This is a genomic window from Micromonospora sp. WMMC264 (assembly GCF_027497275.1).
Classification (GTDB): Bacteria; Actinomycetota; Actinomycetes; order Mycobacteriales; family Micromonosporaceae; genus Micromonospora; species Micromonospora chalcea.
This window is the reverse complement of the sequence record NZ_CP114907.1, coordinates 4,875,239-4,897,768: the sequence shown is the minus strand read 5'-3', so window position 1 is coordinate 4,897,768 and position 22,530 is coordinate 4,875,239. Positions and strand designations below refer to the sequence as shown.

Here is a 22,530-nt window from a genome sequence, read left to right as displayed (position 1 = left end):
CCCGCCCCGGCACTTCGACACGGAGTGTGACCGTACTGAACGGCCGGGGAGACGCCGCGGACCGGCGGGCACGCGGCCCGGCGTCGGGCGTGAGTCGGGCGGGCCCGGCACCGCCAGGCCCGCTCGGCTCACCGCATGCCGCGCAGCGCGGTCTGCAGGCGCTCCTGGGCGCGGCGGCGACGCTCGTTGCTCGCGCCCAGTGCCAGCAGCACGATGCCGACCGGGATCAGCACCAGCCACGGGCCGAGGCTGAACAGCGCGTGCACGGCCGCGATCGCGGTCACCGCGGCGCCCACGATCACCGGGGCCTGCTGCCGGCTGGTCGAGCCGAAGATGAGCACCGCGACGGCGCCGAGCAGCAGCAGCACCTGACGCAGCATGCTGGAGTCGGTGGCGATCACGATCGCCAGCGTGGGCAGGAAAGCGGTGACGAGCGCCGGGCCGTACGCCACCCAGCTCGACAGGTCGGGCCGGTGGCGCAGTTGCAGCACCCCGACCAGCAGGGCGAGCGCCGCGAACGGCAGCGTGTACGCCTCCGGCAGCGCCACGTCGGCCACCCGCATCAGGATCCACCAGGCGCTGATCTCGCAGGCCACTACCGCCCAGAACAGCAGGTTGCGCTCCATCGGCCGGCGCCCCGGACGGGTGGCCGCCACCCCGAGGACCGCGCCCCACGCGGCCAGCAGCGCGGCGATGTGCCGGGGCGAGTCGTACGCCAGGGCCAGCGCGATGAGCGCCGCCCCGAAGCCGCTCCACTCGACGGTGGCCGCCTCCCGGTACGCCTCGGGGCGGCGCAGCCGGGGCAGCGTGGCGGCGAAGACCTGCAACGCCGCGCCGACAGCGAGTACCCCGAAGGCGGACCAGACCGCGGCGAGCCCGGACTTCAGGCCGACGGTGAGCACGAAGAGTTGCGCCATCAGCGAGCCGAACAGCCAGCCCAGGATGCGGGCACGCTGGGTGGTGCCGAACAGCGCGGCGACGGCGCCCACGCCCACCGCGCCGCCGAGCGTGAACACGGTCAGGTCGCTGGTGGCGAGGCTGCCGGCCAGCCCGGCGCCACCGGCGGCCAGCCCGAGGGCGAAGACCAGCACCCGGGCCACCCGGATCGACCGGCCCGGCTCGGCCAGCGCCGGCGGTGGGGTCAGCGCCAGGCCGAGCATCGAGATGGTGAACACCGCCAGCGCGGCCAGCGCGGTCACCGGCCAGCCCCGGCCGAGCGCCACCGGCGTGATCAGCAGCGTGACCGCCGCCCCGGGCAGGATCACCGGGACCGCACGGGACCGCCGGCCCCCGCTGAACCCGGTGGCGGCGAGCGCCGCTGTCACTGTGAGCAGCAGCGCGGTGAGCACGTGGGTGGGATTCACCGCGTTCGCCGGCGGGGTCAGCAGCTCCGGTGGCGGCCCCTGCCACACCCGGCTCAGCACCGCGAACGGCGAGAACAACGCCACCACAAGCGCGGGCGCCAGTGTGGCCAGCGCCAGCGCGGTGGGCAACGCCGCGGCGGCGAGCGCGCCGGCGGCCGGGCTGACCCGCCAGCGCAGCACCGGATCGTCCGGGTCACGTCGCATCGCCCCGTTCAGCAGGACGGTCCAGCGGCGTACCGGCCGGGCCGAGCCGGCGGGCGGGACCGTGGCGGCCCGTACCAGTTCGGCGAGCACGCCGAGCAGCGCGGCGGCGGCGGCGAACACGCCCGCCGGCAGGCCGACCGCGAGCGCGGCGGCAGCGGTGACGGTGGCCGCGCCGACCACCGCCACGCTGGCGAACGGGAGGTACTGCGGCACGTACCGGCGCGCGGCCGCGATCGCGGCCAGACCGATGCTGGTGGCGGCCAGCGCGGCGGTCAGCACCACCTGGGGCGGGTGGCCGAACGCGGCGGCCAGGGCGGCCACCGCGCCGGGCAGGGCGAGCACCGCGGCGCCCGCGCCTGCGCCGCCCACCTGCACCAGGTGCGGCGGCATGCCCTCGGCGCGTACGTCGTCCACGAGCGACGGCGCGAGCGTACGGGCCAGGGCGGCCACCGTCGCCCCGATCAGCGCGATGCTGCCGAGCGCCAGCGCTGTGGTCCCCGGGCGGACCAGTCCCGCCCCAGCCGCGTGCAGCGCGACCACACCGGCCACCGTGGCCCGGGACAGCGAGGCCCGGGGATCGACAGCGGCCACGGCCGCCATGCCGTAGACAGTGGCCACCATTGCGCCCACCACCACCGGGGACCACCAGGGCAACTCGAACGCGGCCGGCGCGCCCACCGTGGCGAGCACGACGGCCAGGCCAGAAACGTCGTACTTCCACGGCGCCGGCAGCAGGACGGCGGCGGTCACCGCGAGCAGCACCAGCGCGACCGGTGCCTGCCAGGTCGACCCGCCCGTCGGCGCGGCCGGCCACCCGCTCAGGTCCCCGGCCCAGATCGGGCCGGGGGTGGCCAGCACGCCGAGCCCGCCGCGCAGCGCGCTCCAGGCGGCGATCAGGCCGAGGAGCAGGCCACCGGCGGCGATGCCGAGGATCGGTCCGCGCCGCCACTCCTCCGGCAGCGCCCGGGCCGCCACCGCGACCAGCAGCACCAGCGCGGAGGCCACCACGAGCTGACCGCCGGGGGCGAGCACCGCGGCGATCCGGGCCAGTGTGGCGACGAGCGCCACGGTGGTGGCGGCCAGGGCCAGGTCGGACCCGTCCAGGGACATGTCGGCCCGGCGCCCCGCGTCGATGCGCGGCGCGAGCGCCAGCAGCGCGGCGGCGACCAGGAGCAGACTGCCCACCCAGGCGTCCGCCGAGGTCGCGCCCGGCGCGCCGAACGCGGCGGCGGCGACGGCCACCGTGCCGAGCACGGTGCCCAGCGCGTGCGGAATGCTCAGGTGCCGCTGCGCCACCTGCACCAGGGCGGCGTAGCCGAGCGTGACGCAGACGGCGAGGAAGCTCGCCGCGAGGATCGGAACGGTGATCTCGCGCAGGTTCGCCGGAGTGGCGATCGGCGGGGTCGGCGCGGTGGCGGCGACGAACGCGGCGACGGCGCCCGGCAGCGCGAACGCCGCGCCGCCGGCCGCCCAGGCGCAGACGGTGTCGGTCGCGGCGGCGGCGAGCCGGACCCGAGGGGCGAGGGAGACCAGCGCGCCGGCCAGGAAGAGCAGCGTCAGCGCCGCGGCGGTCAGCGCCGGCCGGGCGAGCGCGGCGCCGGCGCCGATCAGGCCCAGCCCGGCCGCGGTGACCGCGTGTGTCACCGCCGCGCGTTCGGTGCCGGCGCTCAGCCCGAGCACACCGACGACGACCGCGGTCAGCAGCATCGGCCAGCAGGCCGCCGCCCACCCCAGGCCGAGCGACGCGGGTACGGCGAGCGCGGTGAGCGCCGCGCCGACCACCGCGAACTCACGCCGGATCTCGGGCGGCAGCGCGATCACGGCGGCGACGGTGAGCAGCAGCGCGCTGGCGGCGAGCTGCCAGCCGGTCGGGCCGACCGCCCGGGCCAGCTCGGCGTGCCATCCGCTCAGGTCCGCCGACCAGGCCGGCAGCGCGGCCCGGAGCGGCGCCAGCCCGGCGCGCAGCGCGCCACCGGCGACCACCAGGCCGCTGACCGTGAGCGCCACCGCCGACGCGAGCTGCGGACCCCGCCGGGCCGCCTCCGGTACGGCCCGGACGGCGAGCCCGGTCAGCGCGATGACGGCGGAGATCAGCAGCAGGGACCGGCCCGGCAGGGCCACCGAGGCGACCCGGCCGAGCGCGCCGATCACCGCGAGCGTGAGGATGCCGGCGCCGACATCGGGCAGCGGCGGCCGGCGCAGCACGAGCGTGCCGGCCAGCGCGACCAGCGCGGCGAGCAGCAGCACCGCGCCCGATGCGGCGGCCGGCGGGACGGTGGCGGCGCGCAGCAGGCCGGTGACCGCGTACGCCAGCGCGACAGCGACCGCCACGCCGTGCAGCAGCCAGGTCAGCTCGGGCAGCCACGGCACCGGCCGGGCGGTGGCGGCCGGCTCCGGGGGAGCGTCCCCGCCGAGCACCTCGCCGACCTCCTCCGGCGCCGACTCGGGCCGGTCCTCGTCGGCGCGTTGCCGGGGCGGGACGGGCGGGGTCGGCGCGGTGGCGGGCAGGTCACGCCGGACCGGCCGCTCACGTACCACAGCGGAACGGACGAGCGCGAGGTCGAGCACGGCCACCGCGGTGAGCACCAGCGCCCAGCCGACCGGCCCGGTGATCCGCTCGTACGCCAGCAGCGGCAGCACCGGCTGGGCGGCGAGCACTGTGGCGAAGCGTGGCGCGCGCAGACCCGTCCCGTACGCGTACCCCAGGGCGACGAGCGTGGTGACCAGGAAGATCGTCCCGGCGAACGCGGCACCTGATCCGTCGCCGCCGATCCGGTCCACGGCCCAGAGCGCGTACCCGGCCAGCGGCACCAGCAGCAACCCGACCGCGGCGACGGTCTCGGCGGTGGAGGTCAGCCCGCGCCGGGCCAGGACCGGCGGGGCGACGAGCATCAGCGCCGTCGCCACCAGCAGTACGCCGAGACGAGCCAGCGCGTCCATCGAGCTGGTGGCCACCGCCGCGAAGACCACCGCGGCGACGCCGAGCAGGAGCGCGCCCAGCCCCAGCGGGATGTTCTGCACCTCGCGCGAGGACGCCTCGGGCGGGTGCTCCGGGTCGTCCGCATCGAGCCAGCGGGGGCGACCGCGCGGCGGCGACGGAGGCAGGTCCTCCGGCGGCCCGGGCGGCGAGGTGCCCTGGCGGGGCACCCGGGGCGGCGCGCCGGTGGCGGCGGTGGGCGGGCGGCGGCCGGGCCGGCGGCGCAGGACCCGGCGCGGCCGGGTGGCCTGCCGGACCCGTTCCTCACCGGCGTGCGCCAGGATGTCCCGCTGGAAGAGGGCGGCCTGCATCTTGGCGGCGATCTGCCGCTGTTCCCGGGCGATCTCGGCGTCGCGGGCCTTCATCTCGGCGATCGAGCGCTCGATGTCGGCCAGGTGCTCGGCCCACTGCGGCTGGTGCGCGCCGCAGTGCGGGCAGACGACGGCGGGCTTGATGTCCTGCCCGCACGAGGCGCACCTGAAGCTCTCCACGACAGTCTCCCGTCCGCCCGTGCCCTCGCACTGTGGACCTCCCAGAGGCAGCATGCCTTGAGTGGGCCGGGATTTCGACAGTTGCCGCCGCGTTCCGGACAACAAAAAGCGGACCGGCCGCCGGGAGACGTTCCCGGCGGCCGGTCCGCGCGGTCATCGGATCAGGGGCGGCCCATGCCGCGGTACTCCCAGCCGGCCTGCGTCCACAGTGTGGAGTCGAGGCAGTTGCGCCCGTCGACCACCTTGCGGCCGTTGGCCAGCTCGCCCAGGGCCACCGGGTCGGCGTTGCGGAACTCGGCCCACTCGGTGAGCACGCAGACCAGGTCGGCGCCGCGGACGGCGTCGTTCATGGTCTCCTCGTACGTCAGCTCGGGCACCGCGCGGCGCGCGTTCTCGATCCCCTGCGGGTCGAACACGTGCACGTCGGCGCCGGCCTTGCCGAGCAGCGCGGCGACCGCGAGCGCCGGCGCGTCGCGTACGTCGTCGGTGTTGGGCTTGAACGTGGCGCCGAGCACCGCGACGCGGGTGCCGGACAGGTCCGGCCCGGCCGGGCCGGAGCGGCGGCCGAGCAACTCGGCGGCGAGCTGCACGACGCGGCTGCGCCGGCGCAGGTTGATCAGGTCGACCTCGTGCAGGAAGCGCAGCGCCTCACCGGCGCCCAGCTCCTGCGCGCGGGCCTGGAAGGCGCGGATGTCCTTGGGCAGGCACGCGCCGCCGAAGCCGAGTCCGGCCTGGAGGAAGCGGTTGCCGATGCGCGGGTCGTAGCCGATCGAGCGGGCCAGCTGGGTGACGTCGCCGCCGGCGGCCTCGCAGACCTCCGCCATCGCGTTGATGAAGGAGATCTTGGTGGCGAGGAACGCGTTCGCGGCGACCTTGACCAGCTCGGCGGTGGCGAAGTCGGTGACCACGAGCGGTACCTCGCGGTCCTCGGTGGCGGCGAGGTCGAAGACGCCCTTGTGCGCGGCGTAGAGCATGCCGTTTGCCCACTCGCTCTTGACGCCGACCACGATCCGGTTCGGACGCAGCACGTCGTCGACGGCGAAGCCCTCCTGGAGGAACTCGGGGCTCCACGCCACCTCGACGCCGAGGTCGGCCGGGCTGTGCTTGCCGACGAGCTGCTCCACCCACTCGGCGGTGCCCACCGGCACGGTGGACTTGCCGACGATCAGCGCCTTACGGGTCAGGTGCTGGGCCAGGCTGGTCACGGACGCCTCGACGTACGACAGGTCGGCGCCCATGCCGTCGGCCCGCTGCGGGGTGCCGACGCAGATGAAGTGGACGTCGCCGAAGTCGGCGGTCTCGTTGATGTCCGTGCTGAATCGCAGCCGGCCCGCGGCCAGGTTGCGCCGCAGCAGCTCGTCGAGGCCGGGCTCGTGGATCGGCACCTCACCGGCGTTCAGCTTGGCGATCTTGTCTGCGTCGACGTCGAAGCCGAGCACCTCGTAGCCCAGTTCGGCGTAGCAGATGGCGTAGGTCGCACCGAGGTAGCCGGTGCCGAGGAACGTCACCCGGGGGCGGGGGGCGCCGGACGGCGGGGTCACCGCGGCGATGGCGGGCATCGGCTGGGTGTTCGGGTACGGAATCGTCACGCCTGTCTTCTCCGCTCGCACTGGCGGCGCTTCCATGCGTCGCATTCTGCTGGGGGCGCCTGGGCCGGGCACCGAGGGAACTGAATTTCTGCTGTGAGGGTAGTGGGGCCGGGCGGGCGACGCTCGGGCGCGAGCCTACCCGCCGGTAAGGTCCGGCAGGGGCCGGTGGCTATCCTTCAGTTTGCGGCAGTCTTCGGCCCCCGGGCGGTACAGACTGCGCATGATAGCGGTGAAAGGGGAGGGCCGACATGGCCGCAGAGCAGTCGTTCGACGTCTACCGGTTGCCGGAGGAGCACGAGGCGATCCGGGAGGCGGTCCGTGAGGTCTGTGCGGCCAAGGTGGCACCGCATGCCGCTGAGGCCGATGAGACAGGTGAGTTCCCGAAGGCGTCCTACGAGGCGCTGCGGTCCGCCGACTTCCACGCCCCGCACATCCCGGTCGAGTACGGCGGCGCCGGCGCGGACGCGCTGGCCACGGCCATCGTGATCGAGGAGGTGGCGCGGGCCTGCGCCTCGTCCTCGCTGATCCCGGCGGTGAACAAGCTGGGCACCATGCCGCTGCTGCTGGCCGGCTCCGAGGAGCTGAAGCGCAAGTACCTGACTCCGGTAGCGGCCGGGGAGGGCATGTTCTCCTACTGCCTCTCCGAGCCGGAGGCGGGCTCCGACGCCGCCGCGATGACCACCAAGGCGGTACGCGACGGCGACCATTGGGTGCTCAACGGCGTGAAGCGGTGGATCACCAACGCGGGCGTCTCCGAGTACTACACCGTCTTCGCCGTGACCGATCCCACAGCCCGGTCGAAGGGCATCTCCGCCTTCGTCGTGGAGAAGTCCGACCCGGGCGTCAGCTTCGGCGCCCCGGAGAAGAAGCTCGGCATCAAGGGCTCGCCGACCCGCGAGGTCTACTTCGACAACGTACGGATCCCGGCCGACCGCATGATCGGCGCCGAGGGCACCGGCTTCGCCACCGCGATGAAGACGCTGGACCACACCCGGGTCACCATCGCCGCGCAGGCCGTCGGCATCGCCCAGGGCGCGCTGGACTACGCCAAGGGCTACGTCCAGGAGCGCAAGCAGTTCGGCAAGCCGGTCGCCGACTTCCAGGGCATCCAGTTCATGCTCGCCGACATGGGCATGAAGCTGGAGGCGGCCCGGCAGCTCACGTACGCCGCCGCCGGCCGGTCCGAGCGCGGCGACGCGGATCTGACCTACTTCGGCGCGGCCGCGAAGTGCTTCGCGTCAGACGCCGCCATGGAGATCACCACGGACGCGGTCCAGCTGCTCGGCGGCTACGGCTACACCCGCGACTACCCGGTCGAGCGGATGATGCGGGACGCCAAGATCACCCAGATCTACGAGGGCACCAACCAGGTGCAGCGCATCGTCATGGCCCGTCAGCTGCTCAAGGGCTGACCGGAGGCGTTCGGGCGGGCGGGCCGGTGCACACCGGCCCGCCCGCGCTCGTTCAACGGCTCTCGGTGCCCTCCGGCCGGCCCGCGCCGCGCGGCGGGGCGGACCACGGCGACTCGCCGCCGGTACGGCGGGGCAGCGGCTCGGTCGGGCTCTCGGGGTACGCCAGCGTGAGCGGTGGCGTGTCCGGGTCCTTCGCCGGCGCCGGAGGCCAGTCGGTGAGCGTCGGCTTGTGCTCCACCGGCGCGGCGGCCGGGGTCAGCTCCGCCTCGGCCGGCGCGGGTGTGGCGGGACGCCGCCAGCGGCTCGTGCTGAACACGGCCATCAGCAGCAGCACGCCGATGAGGAACAGCGTGCCGTTGTCGAGCGGGTCGCGCAGCGGCAGCGGGTCACCGAGCAGCTTCAGGTCACCGGGCACCCGGTCCCGCACGCTGAACGGCGCGACGAACAGCCCGAGGTACGGGACCGCGAGCAGCAGGCCGGCCACGAGCGGGCCGAGCGGCGAGAAGCGCAACGTGCCGAGCAGGCCGAGCAGGATGCCGGCGACGCCCAGATAGACGGCCGGCTCGATCAGGTTCGGCGTGCTGTACGTCCCGATCTCCACCCAGCGGTCGACGGTCCGCTCAGATCCGTCCTGACCGAGCGTGACGAGCACCCAGGTGACGGGCGCCACCGCCAACCCGGCGAGGAAGCTCCAGAGATGTCGCATCCGCGCACCGTACCGTTTTCGGCATGACAGATCATCCCGCGGTCCCGCCGGGTAAACCGACCTCGTACTCCCGCGTCACGCTCAGTCGCATCATGACCGCGGTCGATGTCAATCTGTACGGGACCGTGCACGGTGGGGTACTGATGAAATTCGTGGACGACGTTGCCGGCGCGGCGGCGGCCCGGCACAGTGGCGGCACCGCGGTGACCGCCTCCATCGATGAGATCGTCTTCTCCGAGCCGGTCCGGGTGGGCGACCTCGTGCACGCGCACGCCCAGATCAACTGGACCGGCAGCACCTCGATGGAGGTCGGGGTGAAGGTGGTCGCCGAGCGCTGGGACTCGGCCGAGGAGGAACCGGTCCGGGTCGCCACCGCGTACCTGGTCTTCGTGGGCGTCGACGTGGGTGGCACGCCCCGTCCGGTCCGGCCGGTGCTGCCGGAGACGCCGGAGGACGAGCGCCGCTTCCGGGAGGCCGAGATCCGGCGGGCGCACCGGCTGGCCCGCCGCCGGGCGATCCAGGCCCACCGCGCCGGCTGAGGTGTAAGGAAGGGCCCCTTGTTAACGCCTCCGGTAGAGGAGGGGACCCCTATTAACACCCCCGCCGACACACGCCGCCTCCACCGGCGCCTGGACACCCGCGGAGGGCGAGGTGTTAACAAGGGGCCCTTCCTCTACCGGAGGCGTTAATAGGGGGCCCTTCCTTACACGCGGGCCACATGGGGTGGGGGTGCGGGGTGTGGGCGGGCCACGCCCCGTGCGCCGTGCCCGGCGCGGACAATGGCGGCACGAGGTAGGGCAAGATGGCGCCACGGCCCCGGCACACCGTCGTGGCAGGGCCTCAGGGAGGGTGGATCAGTGGCTGACGTGCTGTGGACGCCGCCGGCGGACGTGCGGGAGCGGTCCCGGATCGGTGACTACCTGCGCTGGCTGGCCGAGCACCGCGGGCTGGAGTTCGCCGACTACGACGCGCTGTGGCAGTGGTCGGTGACCGACCTGGAGGCGTTCTGGCGCTCGATCTGGGACTGGTTCGACGTGGTCGCGCACACCCCGCCGACGGCGACGCTGACCGACCGGGCCATGCCCGGCGCCCGCTGGTTCCCCGGCGCGACGCTCAACTACGCCGAGAACGTGCTGCGCATGCCGGGGCTGGGCGACGACGACCCGGCGGTGATCGCGCACGGGCAGACCCGCGCCCCGGAGACGCTCACCGCCGCCGAGCTGCGCGAGCGGGTCCGCCGGGTGGCGGCCGGGCTGCGCCGCCTCGGCGTGGGTGCGGGCGACCGGGTGGCCGCGTACGCGCCGAACATCCCGGAGACGTACGTCCTGCTGCTCGCCACCGCCAGCCTCGGCGCGATCTTCTCCTCCTGCGCGCCCGAGTTCGGCACCCGCAGCGTCACCGACCGCTGGCAGCAGATCGAACCGACGGTGCTGGTGGCAGTGGACGGCTACCGGTACGGCGACAAGCCTGTGGACAGGCGCGCCGAGGTGGCCGCGATCCGGGCCGCGCTGCCGTCGCTGCGGCACACGGTCGCCATCGCGTACCTCGATCCGGACGGCCCGGCCCCCGACGGCGCGCTGCCGTGGGCGGAGCTGGCGGCGCCGACCGACGAGCCGTTGACGTTCACGCCGGTGGCGTTCGACCACCCGCTCTACGTGCTCTACTCCTCCGGCACCACCGGCCTGCCCAAGCCGATCGTGCACGGCCACGGCGGCATCCTGCTGGAACACCTCAAGATGCTGGCGCTGCACCACGACCTGGGTCCGTCCGACCGGTTCCTGTGGTTCACCACGACCGGCTGGATGATGTGGAACTTCCTGGTCTCCGGCCCGGCGGTGGGCGCGGCGATCGTGCTGTTCGACGGCAACCCGGGCCACCCCGACCTGGGTGCGCTGTGGCGGCTGGCCGCCGACACCCGCACCACGTACTTCGGCACGTCCGCGCCGTTCCTGCTGGCCTGCCGCAAGGCCGGGCTGGTGCCGCGGGAGGTCGCCGACCTGTCCGCGGTGCGCGGCCTCGGCTCGACCGGCGCGCCGCTGCCGGCCGAGGGCTTCACCTGGGTGTACGAGAACGTGAGCGACCGCCTCCAGCTCCAGTCGCTGTCCGGCGGCACTGACGTGTGCACCGGGTTCGTCGGCGGCGTGCCGCTGCTGCCGGTGTACGCGGGGGAGATCGCCTGCCGGGCGCTGGGCGCGAAGGTGGAGGCCCGCTCGGCCGACGGCAGCGCGGTGATCGGGCAGCTCGGCGAGCTGGTGATCACCGAGCCGATGCCGAGCATGCCGGTCGGGTTCTGGAACGACAGGGACGGCGCTCGCTACCGGGAGGCGTACTTCGAGGTCTATCCCGGGGTGTGGCGGCACGGCGACTGGATCACCGTGAACGAGCGCGGCGGGTGCGTGATCACCGGCCGGTCCGACGCCACGCTCAACCGGGGCGGGGTGCGGCTCGGCACCGCCGAGTTCTACTCCGTGGTCGAGGGCCTGGACGAGGTGGTCGACTCGGTGGTCGTGCACCTGGAGGACGACGAGGGCGGCGCGGGTGAGCTGCTGCTGTTCGTGGTGCTCGCCGAGGGCCTGGAGCTGGACGACGACATGCGTAAGAAGATCTGCCGGGAGCTGCGTACCGCGCTGTCGCCGCGGCACGTGCCGGACGAGATCCACCAGGTCCGGGCCGTGCCGAGAACGTTGAGCGCCAAGAAGCTGGAGGTTCCGGTCAAGAAGATCCTCACGGGTACCCCGGTGGACAGCGCGGCGGCCAAGGGCGCCCTGGCCAACCCCGAGTCCCTGACGGCGTTCGCCGCCCTGGCCCAGCGCCGGTCCACCACCGACAGCCCCGTCTCGCCTCGCTGATCCCGCCGTCCCCGCCGACCCGCCCGTTGATCTTGCACTTTCTGCCCCGGCGAACGGGGCGAATCACCCGCCCCGAGGGCCGAAACTGCAAGATCAACGGGGGAGGGGCGAGGGTCAGGGCAGGGTGTGGGTGGTCTTCTCGGTTTCGGCGCGGGAAGCCAGGCGGGTCGGGTCGGGGTGGGCGCACGCCACCACGCTGGCTCCTGCCGTGAGCGGGGTGAGCAGCCAGTCGACCGGGTCGGGGTGGGTGGTCACGTCTACCAGGAGGCGGTCGCCCTGGGTCAGGCCCAGCTCGGTGGCGCGGGCCGTCGCGCGGGCCAGCAGCGCCGCGTCCCCCTCGCCACCCTCGGGGTACGGCGTGAAGTGGTCGCCGTGTCCGCGTACCGCCGTCACGAAGTCGGCGTAGCCGGCGGGCACCTGCCGCATCGGCAGCGCGAACGGGTCGAGCGCCAGCGCGTACCGCTCGCCGGCCGGCCACCCGGCTGCCCCGTCCGCCCGGTCGGCGGCCACGAACAGCACCTCCACCGGCCCCGGCGCGTCGGTCACCGTCAGTTTCGCCGACCAGCAGCCGAGCAGCACGGCGGCGGTCTGCCAGTGCGGCGGCAGCAACACGCCGACCGGGTCGCCCGGCGCGGCGCCGATCTCGTCGGTGAGCAGGTTCGCGGTCTTCGCCACCCAGTTCGCAAGCGTCGCGCCGGACAGTTCGGTGCGCTCGCCGGTGGCGTCGTCGTACCAGGTCAGCAGCGGTCGGGTGGGGTCCGGCGCGATCGCGTCGGCGAACACCCGGGCAATGTTGTCGGCCATCGGCGCGAACGATACGCGCCCCGCGTGCGTACTCGATGACAACGTCAAGTCGGCGTACCGTCGGGTCGCGGTCAGCGTTGTGCGCCCGGCGCGGCGTACGCTTGCCGACAGTGTTCTTCCCCACAACTGCGCCATCTGAGGAGCCGCCCCGTGACCGCCGGTCGCCCGCCCCGCGTTCTCATCGACGCCACGAGTGTCCCCGCCGACCGTGGCGGCGTCGGTAGATACGTCGACGGACTGCTCGGCGCGCTGGGCCGGGTCTGCGGCACCGGCGTCGACCTGGCGGTGGTGAGCCTCCGCACCGACCTGGAGCGCTACACCCGGATGCTGCCCGGCGCCGAGGTGATCCCCGCCCCGGCGGCGGTGGCGCACCGGCCGGCGCGGCTGGCCTGGGAGCAGACCGGCCTGCCGCTGCTGGCCCAGCAGGTGGGCGCGGAGGTGCTGCACTCGCCCTTCTACACCTGTCCGCTGCGGGCCGGATGCCCGGTGACGGTCACCGTGCACGACGCGACGTTCTTCACCGAGCCGGAGCACTACGACAAGTCGCGCCGGACATTCTTCCGCAGCGCCATCAAGACCTCGCTGCGGCGGGCCGGCCGGGTGATCGTGCCGAGCAAGGCCACCCGGGACGAGCTGATCCGGCTGCTGGACGCCGACCCGACCCGGATCGACGTCGCCTATCACGGCGTCGACCAGGACGCCTTCCACGCGCCCGGCGACGAGGAGAAGGCGCGTGTGCGGGCTCGCCTGGGTCTGGGCGACAGCAGCTACGTCGCGTTCCTCGGGGCCAAGGAGCCGCGCAAGAACGTACCCAACCTGATCCGCGGCTGGGCGCGGGCGGTGGCCGACCGGCCGAACCCGCCGGCGCTCGTGGTCGCGGGCGGTCAGGGGCACGACGACGACATCGACCGCGCGGTGGCCGAGGTGCCGTCGCACCTGCGGCTGCTGCGCCCGGGCTACCTGCGTTACGCCGATCTGCCCGGCTTCCTCGGTGGCGCGCTCGTGGCCGCCTACCCCTCCTACGGCGAGGGCTTCGGCCTGCCGATCCTGGAGGCGATGGCGTGCGCGGCCCCGGTGCTCACCACGCCGCGCCTGTCCCTGCCCGAGGTGGGCGGCGACGCGGTGGCGTACACCAGCGAGGACCCGGACCAGATCGCCGCCGACCTGGCCGCTCTGCTGGACGACGAGCCGCGGCGGCTCTCGCTGGCAAAGGCCGGGTTCGACCGGGCCAAGGAGTTCACCTGGGAGTCCAGCGCGGACGTGCACATCGCGGCCTGGCGACGGGCCCGGTCCTGAGGGCCGGCGGGACGGCCCCGGCCGACCGACCGTGACGACTCGCCCGCTTCGGGCATGATGTGCTGATGTTCTACGCCGTCATCCCGGCGGGTGGCAGTGGCACACGGTTGTGGCCGCTGTCCCGTGCCGGCCATCCCAAATTCCTCCACCCGCTGACCGGCACGCCGGCCTCGCTCCTGCAGGCCACTGTCGACCGGTTGTCGCCGTTGACCACACCGGAGCGCACGCTCGTGGTCACCGGGGCCGCGCACGCCGCGGCGGTGGCCCGGCAGCTGGCCGGCGTGCCGGAGGAGAACATCCTGGTCGAGCCGTCGCCCCGCGACTCCTGCGCGGCGATCGCGCTGGCCGCCGCGGTGATCGCCGCGCGTACGCCGGACGCGGTGATGGGCTCGTTCGCCGCCGATCACCTGATCGGCGACCCGGCCCGGCTGGCGGAGGTGGTACGGCAGGCCATCCGCGGCGCGGAGCAGGGGCTGCTGATGACGGTGGGCATCACCCCGACCCGCCCGGAGACCGGCTACGGCTACCTGGAGACCGGCGACCCGGTGGGGGACGGCACGCTGCGCCCGGTACGCGAGTTCAAGGAGAAGCCGGCCGCCGAGGTGGCCGAGGTCTACGTCAACTCCGGCCGGCACCTCTGGAACGCCAGCATGTTCGTCTGGCGGGTGGACGTCTTCCTCGCCGAGCTGGCCCGCCAGGAGCCCGAGCTGCACGCCGGGATCACCGCCATCGCGGCGGCGTGGGGCACCCCGGAGCAGGACGACGTGCTGGGCCGGGTCTGGCCGACGCTGCCCCGGATCTCGGTCGACTACGCGGTCATGGAGGGCGCGGCGACGGCGGGCCGGGTGGGCACCGTGCCGGGTGACTTCGGCTGGAACGACGTCGGTGACTTCCACACGCTCGGCGAGGTGCTGCCGGCCGACGGCGCCGGCAACGTGGTGCTGGGCGGCGACGCCAAGCCGGGCGTGCTGCTGCACGACACCACCGGCACGGTCGTGGTGTCGCACTCCGGCCGGCTCGTCGCCACCGTGGGGGTGCACGACCTGATCGTGGTGGACACCCCGGACGCGCTGCTGGTCTGCCCGCGTGACCGCGCGCAGGACGTGAAGAAGGTCGTGGACGAGCTGAAGGAACGCGGCGAGGAGGGCCTGGTCTGATCCGGCCGGTGCGGCCGCCCGCTTCCGGTCAGCGGGCGGCGCGACGGGCCAGCACGGCGAGCGCCGGTGGCACCAGCTGGGCCGTCGCGTGGGCGAGCGGCTCGGGCAGCCGGTCCGGCGGGAACCAGCCGAGCGCCTCGGACTCCGCGCTCACCTGCTCGACCGCCCCGGCCGGGGCCAGCACCGCGTACCGGACGTCGTAGTGGAACGACCCGCCCTGGCAGGCGACCTGGTGGATGTCCACGTCGATCGGTTCCGGCTCGATCGTCAGACCGGCGATGCCGGACTCCTCGGTGGCCTCGCGCAGCGCGGCCGCCACCAGCGTCCGGTCGCCCGGCTCGCAGTGCCCGCCGAGCTGCACCCACCTGCGGATCTTGCCGTGCAGGCAGAGCAGCACCCGGCCGTCCGGGTCGAGCACGAGCGCGCTGGCGGTGACGTGCCCCGCCCGGTGTGTCCGGCTCATCGCCGCCGGCCCGTCGGCCAGCAGCGCCAGCGTCCGGTCCCGGGCGGCGCCGGCGGCCGGGCTGGTCGCCGTCCAGCGGCTCAGCGCCGCGACGGCGTCGGCGTGCAGGTCGGCGTACGTGGTGAGATCGGTGTCGGGCACCCGGACACTCTACGAGCGCCACCACGGTACGCCGGCGCGGCGACCCACCGGCGGACGAGCGAAAGCCGGGCGGCACCCCTGCGACGATGTCGCAGACCCTCGTGGTGCCGCCCGGCCACGCCCGTCAGCCGGCGACCGGGTCGAGACTGCGCCCCGGCGTCGGCGGGCAAGGAAGAGTTTGCCGAACCGGTCACCTCACCGTCGAGGTCTTTCACCTCAGGCTTAAAGATGGAGATTACTGCCGGCGGGTAAAGTCGAGCCGTGGCGGGCACCCCCGCCGTCCGCACGGGAGCACTCCATGTTGAAGATCGTTTTCTCGGGCGAAGACGTCCTGCGGACCCGGGTCGCCCCGCGCGCGGACCCGCTCTGGGAGCTGGTTCTCAGCCTGCACCTGCTCCAGGGGCGCAGCCGCGACCCGATGATGACCACATGGCGGCGGACCGTGGCGCACGGGCTGCGCACCGACAGCGACGCCGAGCAGTACCGCCTGCTCCTCGCGCTCAACCCGCCGCGCGGCTACTTCCCCGACTTCCTCACCCCGTTCGCCAGCCGGGAGGGCTTCGAGGTGGGGCTGGACGCGGTCCGCGGCACCCCTACGGACATGCTGCGCCGCGACCTGACCCGGCTCGCCGAGGAGACCACGTTGCCGCCCTCGGCGACGGCGCTCGCCCGGGGTGAGCCGGAGACACTGCACCACCTCACCGACTCCATGGCGCGATACCAGTCGCTGGCCGTCACGCCGTACTGGGCCCGGGTGCAGGCAGCGGTCGAGGCGGACCGGGCCCGGCGTGCCCGCGCCATGCTCGACGGCGGCGCCGAAGGGCTGCTGGCCAGCCTGCGGCCGAACATGCGGTGGAACTCCGGCGTGCTGGAGGTGCTCGACTATCCGGACACCCGGGAACTGCACCTGGACGGGCGCGGGCTGCTGCTCGTCCCGTCGTTCTTCTGCTCGCGTACCCCGGTGGCGCTCGTCGACCCGACCCTGCCGCCGGTGCTCGTCTACCCGGTGGACCGGCTGGCCGGCCTGACACCGGCGTCCGGCGCCGCCGGGTCACCCCAGGGCGAGGCGCTCGCGGCCCTGATCGGCCGCACCCGGTCGCGGGTGCTGCATGCCGCCGACGAGGGCTGCACGACCGGCGAGATGGCCCGCCGGCTGCACATCTCCGCCGCCGCGGCCAGCCAGCACACCACAGTGCTGCGCAACGCCGGGCTGCTGGTCAGCCAGCGCGAGCGCAACACCGTCCTGCACACGCTGACGCCGCTGGGCCGAGCCGTCCTCGACGCCTGACCTCCGCCGGGCCGTCTCAGAGCGCCAGCGTGGCGCTGGCGGCGCTGCCGGCCGGGGGCGGGAGCAGGACGGAACCGATTCCCTCGGCGGCCAGCGCGGCGCGCAGGCGTTGCACGTCCGCGCCGAACCGGACCAGGTCCGCCGGGTCGAGCGGGGTCGGCGCCGCGCCGAGCAGCAGGCCGGTGGCCGAGGCGGGCCAGCCGGGCACGGTGGCGGCGAGCCCGGCGCGTACCTCGTCGTCGGTGACGTGCGTGAAGGTCGTGCCCGGCGCTACCACGTCGGCCACCGAGCCGATCGCCCGCCGCACCGCGTCCGCGTCGGCGGGCTCCGGCCCGGCCCGGTCCGGCAGCGTCGCCGCCGCCCGCAGGCCGGCGGCGCGCGCCTCGGCGGTACCGAGCGAGAACAGGTCCATCGAGGCGTCGCGGACGAGCGCCCGGGCGCCCTCGTCGTCGTCCCGGGGGGTGCCGAGATAACCCCGGACCACCGCGACCGGCACCTGGTCGCACTTGCCCTTGATCAGCTCGCCGGCGCCGGCCAGTTCGTCGACCACCGCCATCTGGGTGACGAACAGTTCGTTGCCGTACGGGTCGACCTCGCCCCGGTGGTCGCGGATCGCCGGCATGCCCGCCACCCCGAGCGCCACGTCGGTGAGCCCGTTGCGCCACGGGCGGCCCATGGTGTCGCTGACGATCACGGCGACGTCGAGGCCGTACCGGTCGCGCAGCGCGGCACGCAACGCCCGCGCGGAGGCGTCCGGGTCGGCCGGCAACAGCACCAGGCGGGTCTTGTCCACGTTCGACGCGTCGATGCCGGCGGAGGCCATCACGAACCCGTGGTGGGTCTGCACGATCCGGGTGGCGCCCCGCGTCGCCACCACCCGGGCGGTCTCGCCGTCCAGGATCCGGTCCCGCGCCTCGAGCCGTTCCGGGCCGTCGGCGGGCACGTCGACCAGTCGGCCCTCCGCCTTCGACACGATCTTGCTGGTGACCACCAGCACGTCGCCGTCACGCAGCCACGGCGCCGCGCCGGCGATCAGCGCCGCCAGGTCGTCGCCCTCGGTCACGTCGCCGATGCCCTGCACCGGCAGAATCTCCAGCCTCACATCAGCTCCATCGCGGCGCGCACCATCGCGGCGGTCGCCGCCTCGTCGGTCATCCGCAGCGGCGCCGCGCGGACCACCACGTCCGGCACCGCCGTGCCCTCGTCCTCCGGCGCCACCAGCCAGCCGTCGAGCAGCCCGCCGGTGGACCGGGCGCCGTAGAGGCCGGCCACCCCGGCCGCGCTGCACTCCACGCCGAGCACGGCGAGGCAGCGGTCGGCCATGCCGCGTACCGGCGCGCCGCCGATGATCGGTGACACCCCGATCACCGGGGCCGGCCCGCCGGTCACCGCGTCGCGCAGGCCGGGCACGGCCAGCACCGGGGCGATGCTGACGACCGGGTTGCTGGGCGCGATCAGCACCACGTCCGCGGCGGCGATCGCCTCCACCACGCCGGGCGCGGGCTTCGCCGCTTCGGCGCCCACGAAGACGAACCGGTCGGTGGGTACGTCGGCGCGGTACCGCACCCACCACTCCTGGAAGTGGATCGCGCGCCGCCCCTGCTCGTCGGTGACGACGGCATGGGTCTCCAGGCGCTCGTCGGTGGCCGGCAGCAGCCGTACGCCCGGTTGCCAGCGCGCCGCCAGCGCCTCGGTGACCTGGGACAGCGGATAGCCGGCGTTGAGCATCGTGGTGCGGACCAGGTGGGTGGCGATGTCCTTGTCGCCCAGACCGAACCAGCTCGGCTCCGCGCCGTACGCGGCCAGCTCGTTCTTCACCGTCCAGGTCTCGCCGACCCGGCCCCAGCCGCGTTCCGGGTCGGCGCCGCCGCCGAGCGTGTAGAGCACGCTGTCCAGGTCGGGGCAGACCTTCAGCCCGTGCAGCAGCAGATCGTCGCCGACGTTCACCACGGCGGTCACCTCGGCGCCCATCTCGCGGGCGTACGCCCGCACGCCGAGCAGGAAACGGGCGCCCCCGATGCCGCCGGTCAGAACCACGATGCGCATGCGTCCATCCTTCCGCACGTGCCGCCGTCGATCGCTCGGTGGCCGGAGAGACTACGCTCACTTCGGCAACTGTCCGCTTTCGTCCCCTGGGGGAGTCCGTGACCAGCCCCGCCGAGCCCGCGTCCGGCGACGCCGCGCAGGCCAGCCAGTTGATCAAGCCGTTGCGCGAACTGGCCGCGCTCGTCCTTCTCGGCGCCAACGCCGTGCTGCTCTTCGTCGGCCTGCTGCGCCTGCTGGTGCCGGTCGACGACTACAGCACGTTCAGCGGCCGGGCGGGAAGCACGTACTTCAGCTTCGTCGGCCTGGAGGCGACGGTCCTGCCGTTGCTCGCCGTCCTGATCGCCACCGTGATCCGCCCGGTCGTGCCGAAGGCCAAGCTGATCACGCAGGTGGCGCTGGTCGAGTACGCCGTGTCCGCCGTGTTCGGCGCGCTGACGTTCCTGATCTGGCTGGTCGGCCGGCTCGCCGACGGTGAGGTGCTCGATGCGTTCCTCGGTCTGCTGACCCGCGCTGCCTGGCTGGCGCTCTTCGCGGTCGCCGCGTTCGTGGTGTTCAAGATCTGGCGCACGCTCTACTACGTGCCGAAGCCCAAGGCGCAGCCGGGCGTGTACGGCCAGGCCCAGCCCGGCTGGCCGCAGCAGCCGGGGCAGCCCGGCGGCTACCCCGGTCCGGGTGGCTACCCGCAGCAGCCCGGCCCGGGCTACCCGCAGGCCGGCTCGCCGCCGCCCGGCTGGCCGCAGCAGCCCGGCCAGTACGGCCAGCCGCAGTCGGCGCCGCCGTTCAACACCGCGCCGCCGCACGCCCCGCAGTCCGGCCCGCCGTTCGCCGACCCGCAGTCGGCCCCGCAGGCCGGCTCGCCGTTCGCCGGTCCGCAGCAGGCGCCGCAGTACGGCTCGCCGCAGTCCGCGCCGCCGTTCGGCCAGCCGCCGTCGGCCGACCCGACGCAGGCGATCCCGCGCCAGTCCCCCGAGCCGGGCGCGTCGACGCCCGCCGCCGACGACGAGCGCACCCAGCGGTTCGACCGCGAGGACCCGAACCAGCCCCGCTGAGCCGCGCGGCGGGCGACGGAGCGCCGTCGCCCGCCCGACGGCACGCTCCCGACGGCCCGCGCCGGTCCCGCTGTGAGGCGGGCCACGCGGGCCGTCCCGTTGCCCGGACCGCGAGCGGGCGCGGGCGGCCTGTCGCCCGGCAGCACATAGGCTGGGCGGATGGTTGATCGCAGCGACCCCGAACCGACCGAGGCGAGCGTCCGGCGGGCGCTGGGACGGGCCGCCACCGGCCGGGCGCTCGACGCCGACGAGGCCGGCGCGCTGCTCGCCGCGCGCGGGCAGATGCTCGACGAACTGCTCCGGATCGCCGGTGAGATCCGCGACGCCGGGCTGCGCGACGCCGGGCGGCCGGGCGTGGTCACGTACTCGAAGAAGGTCTTCATCCCGCTGACCCGGCTCTGCCGGGACCGCTGCCACTACTGCACGTTCGCGACCGTGCCGCACCGGCTGCCCGCCGCCTACCTGGAGCGCGACGAGGTGCTGGCGATCGCCCGCGAGGGCGCCGCGCAGGGCTGCAAGGAAGCGCTGTTCACGCTCGGCGACCGGCCGGAGGAGCGGTGGCCGGCGGCCCGCCGGTGGCTGGACGAGCGGGGGTACGACTCGACGCTGGACTACCTGCGCGCCTGCGCGGTGGCGGTGCTGGAGGAGACCGGCCTGCTGCCCCACCTCAACCCGGGCGTGCTCTCCTGGTCGGAGCTGCAGCGGCTCAAGCCGGTCGCGCCGAGCATGGGCATGATGCTGGAGACCACCGCCACCCGGCTGTGGTCCGAGCCGGGCGGCCCGCACTTCGGCTCACCGGACAAGGAGCCGGCGGTCCGCCTGCGGGTGCTCGACGACGCCGGCCGGGTCGGGGTGCCGTTCACCACCGGCATCCTGATCGGCATCGGCGAGAACCGGGTCGAGCGGGTCGACGCGATCTTCGCGATCCGCCGCGCGATGCGGGAGTACGGCCACCTCCAGGAGGTGATCGTGCAGAACTTCCGCGCCAAGCCGGACACGGCGATGCGCGGCATGCCGGACGCGGAGCTGCACGACCTGGCCGCCACCGTGGCGGTGGCCCGGGTGCTGCTCGGCCCGAAGGCCCGCATCCAGGCTCCGCCGAACCTGATCGCGGGCGAGTACGACCTGCTGCTGCGCGCCGGCATCGACGACTGGGGCGGCGTCTCCCCGGTCACGCCCGACCACGTCAACCCGGAGCGCCCCTGGCCGCACCTGGAGGAGCTGGCGGCGCGTACCGCGAGTGCCGGGTTCACGCTGCGCGAGCGGCTGACCGTCTACCCGGAGTACGTCCGCGCGGGCGGCCCGTGGCTGGACCCGCGCCTGCTGCCGCACGTCACGGCGCTCGCCGACCCGGCCACCGGGCTCGCCGTCGAGGAGGCCCGCCCGGTGGGGCAGCCCTGGCAGGAGCCGGAGGAGACCTACGGCGGCCGGACCGACCTGCACGCCACCATCGACGTCACCGGCCGCACCGAGGACCGGCGGGGCGACTTCGACAGCGTGTACGGCGACTGGGCCGAGGTGGCCGGCAAGGTGGCGCCGCAGGCGCGCGCGGGCGTACCCCTTGCCGGTGGCGCGGACGCCGACCTGCGCGCGGGCCTGCGGCTGGCCGCGGACGACCCGGCCGCGCTGTTGACGCCGGCGCACGAGGCGAAGGCGCTGGCGCTGTTCGGCGCGGACGGCCCGGCGCTGGACGAGTTGTGCCGGCTCGCCGACGACGCGCGCCGGGACGCGGTGGGTGACGACGTGACGTACGTGGTGAACCGGAACATCAACTTCACGAACGTCTGCTACGTGGGGTGCCGGTTCTGCGCGTTCGCCCAGCGGGAGAGCGACGCCGACGCGTTCCGGCTGTCCCTGGAACAGGTCGCCGACCGGGCCGAGGAGGCGTGGACGGCCGGCGCGACCGAGGTGTGCCTGCAGGGCGGCATCGACCCGAAGATGCCGGTCACCGGCTACGCCGACATCGTCCGGGCGATCAAGGCGCGGGTGCCGGGCATGCACGTGCACGCGTTCTCCCCGATGGAGATCGTCACCGCCGCCGCGAAGGCCGGCGTGCCGGTGCGGGAGTGGCTGCTCCAGCTCCGCGAGGCCGGGCTGGACACCATCCCGGGCACCGCCGCGGAGATCCTCGACGACGACGTGCGCTGGGTGCTCACCAAGGGCAAGCTGCCGGCCGCCGCCTGGGTCGAGGTGGTGAGCACGGCGCACGAGCTGGGCATCCGGTCCAGCTCCACGATGATGTACGGCCACGTCGACCACCCGGGCCAGTGGCTGGCCCACTTCCGGGTGCTGGCCGGGGTGCAGGACCGTACCGGCGGCTTCACCGAGTTCGTGGCGCTGCCGTTCGTGCACACGAACGCGCCGATCTACCTGGCCGGCATCGCCCGCCCGGGTCCGACGTGGCGGGAGAACCGGGCGGTGCACGCGATGGCCCGGCTGCTGCTGCACGGGCGGATCGGCAACATCCAGTGCTCCTGGGTGAAGCTCGGCGACGAGGGCACGGTGGCGATGCTGCGTGGCGGCTGCAACGACCTCGGCGGCACGCTGATGGAGGAGACCATCTCCCGGATGGCCGGCTCGGGCAACGGCTCGGCCCGTACCGAGGAGCAGTTGCGGGCCATCGCCACCGCCGCGGGCCGCCCGTTCCGCAAGCGGACGACCGCGTACGGTCACGCCGGCGCCTGAGGTCGAACC

Annotated in this window: 15 protein-coding genes; 8 read left to right on the top strand and 7 right to left on the bottom strand. The window is 74.5% G+C overall.

Going from position 1 to position 22,530, the window contains the following annotated elements; genetic code table 11:
- Positions 1 to 128: 128 nt before the first annotated feature.
- Together O7542_RS21260 and O7542_RS21255 are read right to left on the bottom strand one after the other, a co-directional pair.
- A complete protein-coding gene (locus O7542_RS21260) occupies positions 129 to 5,036 on the bottom strand; it encodes a permease (protein ID WP_281605141.1) in 4,908 nt (1,635 codons plus the stop codon).
- A 161-nt stretch (positions 5,037 to 5,197) separates the two neighbouring features.
- On the bottom strand, positions 5,198 to 6,625 hold the full coding sequence (locus O7542_RS21255) for a UDP-glucose/GDP-mannose dehydrogenase family protein (RefSeq protein WP_043326489.1): 1,428 nt from the start codon (positions 6,623 to 6,625) through the stop codon (positions 5,198 to 5,200).
- A 248-nt stretch (positions 6,626 to 6,873) separates the two neighbouring features.
- On the opposite strand from O7542_RS21255, the gene O7542_RS21250 reads away from it, so the two are divergent.
- Entirely contained in the window at positions 6,874 to 8,037 is a 1,164-nt protein-coding gene (locus tag O7542_RS21250) for an acyl-CoA dehydrogenase family protein (protein ID WP_043326488.1), read from the top strand.
- Positions 8,038 to 8,089: 52 nt separating this feature from the next.
- Here O7542_RS21250 and O7542_RS21245 read toward each other — a convergent pair whose 3' ends face one another.
- Complete coding sequence (locus tag O7542_RS21245; protein ID WP_064447700.1) at positions 8,090 to 8,743, bottom strand: hypothetical protein; 654 nt, start codon at positions 8,741 to 8,743, stop codon at positions 8,090 to 8,092.
- A gap of 23 nt (positions 8,744 to 8,766) precedes the next feature.
- Here O7542_RS21245 and O7542_RS21240 point away from each other — a divergent pair, with 23 nt between their 5' ends.
- Both O7542_RS21240 and O7542_RS21235 read left to right on the top strand, forming a co-directional pair.
- On the top strand, positions 8,767 to 9,282 hold the full coding sequence (locus O7542_RS21240; protein ID WP_030501344.1) for an acyl-CoA thioesterase: 516 nt from the start codon (positions 8,767 to 8,769) through the stop codon (positions 9,280 to 9,282).
- Between the two features lie 318 nt (positions 9,283 to 9,600).
- The gene (locus tag O7542_RS21235) at positions 9,601 to 11,592 is read left to right on the top strand and encodes an acetoacetate--CoA ligase (protein ID WP_281605140.1); all 1,992 of its coding nucleotides are present in this window, start codon (positions 9,601 to 9,603) and stop codon (positions 11,590 to 11,592) included.
- A gap of 114 nt (positions 11,593 to 11,706) precedes the next feature.
- On the opposite strand, the gene O7542_RS21230 is transcribed toward O7542_RS21235, so the two are convergent.
- Positions 11,707 to 12,396: a TIGR03089 family protein gene (locus O7542_RS21230; protein WP_210884241.1), complete on the bottom strand. Its 690-nt coding sequence runs from the start codon at positions 12,394 to 12,396 to the stop codon at positions 11,707 to 11,709.
- A 150-nt stretch (positions 12,397 to 12,546) separates the two neighbouring features.
- Here O7542_RS21230 and O7542_RS21225 point away from each other — a divergent pair, with 150 nt between their 5' ends.
- Both O7542_RS21225 and O7542_RS21220 read left to right on the top strand, forming a co-directional pair.
- Positions 12,547 to 13,692, top strand: a complete 1,146-nt coding sequence (locus O7542_RS21225) for a glycosyltransferase family 1 protein (RefSeq protein WP_030501347.1) — start codon at positions 12,547 to 12,549, stop codon at positions 13,690 to 13,692.
- A gap of 65 nt (positions 13,693 to 13,757) precedes the next feature.
- The gene (locus O7542_RS21220) at positions 13,758 to 14,849 is read left to right on the top strand and encodes a sugar phosphate nucleotidyltransferase (RefSeq protein WP_043330633.1); all 1,092 of its coding nucleotides are present in this window, start codon (positions 13,758 to 13,760) and stop codon (positions 14,847 to 14,849) included.
- A gap of 28 nt (positions 14,850 to 14,877) precedes the next feature.
- Here O7542_RS21220 and O7542_RS21215 read toward each other — a convergent pair whose 3' ends face one another.
- Positions 14,878 to 15,453, bottom strand: a complete 576-nt coding sequence (locus O7542_RS21215; protein WP_064447703.1) for an NUDIX domain-containing protein — start codon at positions 15,451 to 15,453, stop codon at positions 14,878 to 14,880.
- Positions 15,454 to 15,751: 298 nt separating this feature from the next.
- Here O7542_RS21215 and O7542_RS21210 point away from each other — a divergent pair, with 298 nt between their 5' ends.
- The gene (locus O7542_RS21210; RefSeq protein WP_043326482.1) at positions 15,752 to 16,741 is read left to right on the top strand and encodes a winged helix-turn-helix domain-containing protein; all 990 of its coding nucleotides are present in this window, start codon (positions 15,752 to 15,754) and stop codon (positions 16,739 to 16,741) included.
- A gap of 16 nt (positions 16,742 to 16,757) precedes the next feature.
- On the opposite strand, the gene O7542_RS21205 is transcribed toward O7542_RS21210, so the two are convergent.
- Complete coding sequence (locus O7542_RS21205) at positions 16,758 to 17,843, bottom strand: coenzyme F420-0:L-glutamate ligase (protein WP_064447704.1); 1,086 nt, start codon at positions 17,841 to 17,843, stop codon at positions 16,758 to 16,760.
- Positions 17,840 to 18,787, bottom strand: a complete 948-nt coding sequence (cofD, locus tag O7542_RS21200; protein ID WP_281605139.1) for a 2-phospho-L-lactate transferase — start codon at positions 18,785 to 18,787, stop codon at positions 17,840 to 17,842. The genes O7542_RS21205 and cofD overlap by 4 nt, the downstream gene beginning before the upstream one ends.
- Before the next feature lie 98 nt (positions 18,788 to 18,885).
- Between cofD and O7542_RS21195 the strand changes: the two genes are divergently transcribed.
- Positions 18,886 to 19,836: a hypothetical protein gene (locus O7542_RS21195; RefSeq protein ID WP_281605138.1), complete on the top strand. Its 951-nt coding sequence runs from the start codon at positions 18,886 to 18,888 to the stop codon at positions 19,834 to 19,836.
- A gap of 159 nt (positions 19,837 to 19,995) precedes the next feature.
- Complete coding sequence (locus O7542_RS21190) at positions 19,996 to 22,521, top strand: bifunctional FO biosynthesis protein CofGH (protein ID WP_281605137.1); 2,526 nt, start codon at positions 19,996 to 19,998, stop codon at positions 22,519 to 22,521.
- Positions 22,522 to 22,530: the final 9 nt, after the last annotated feature.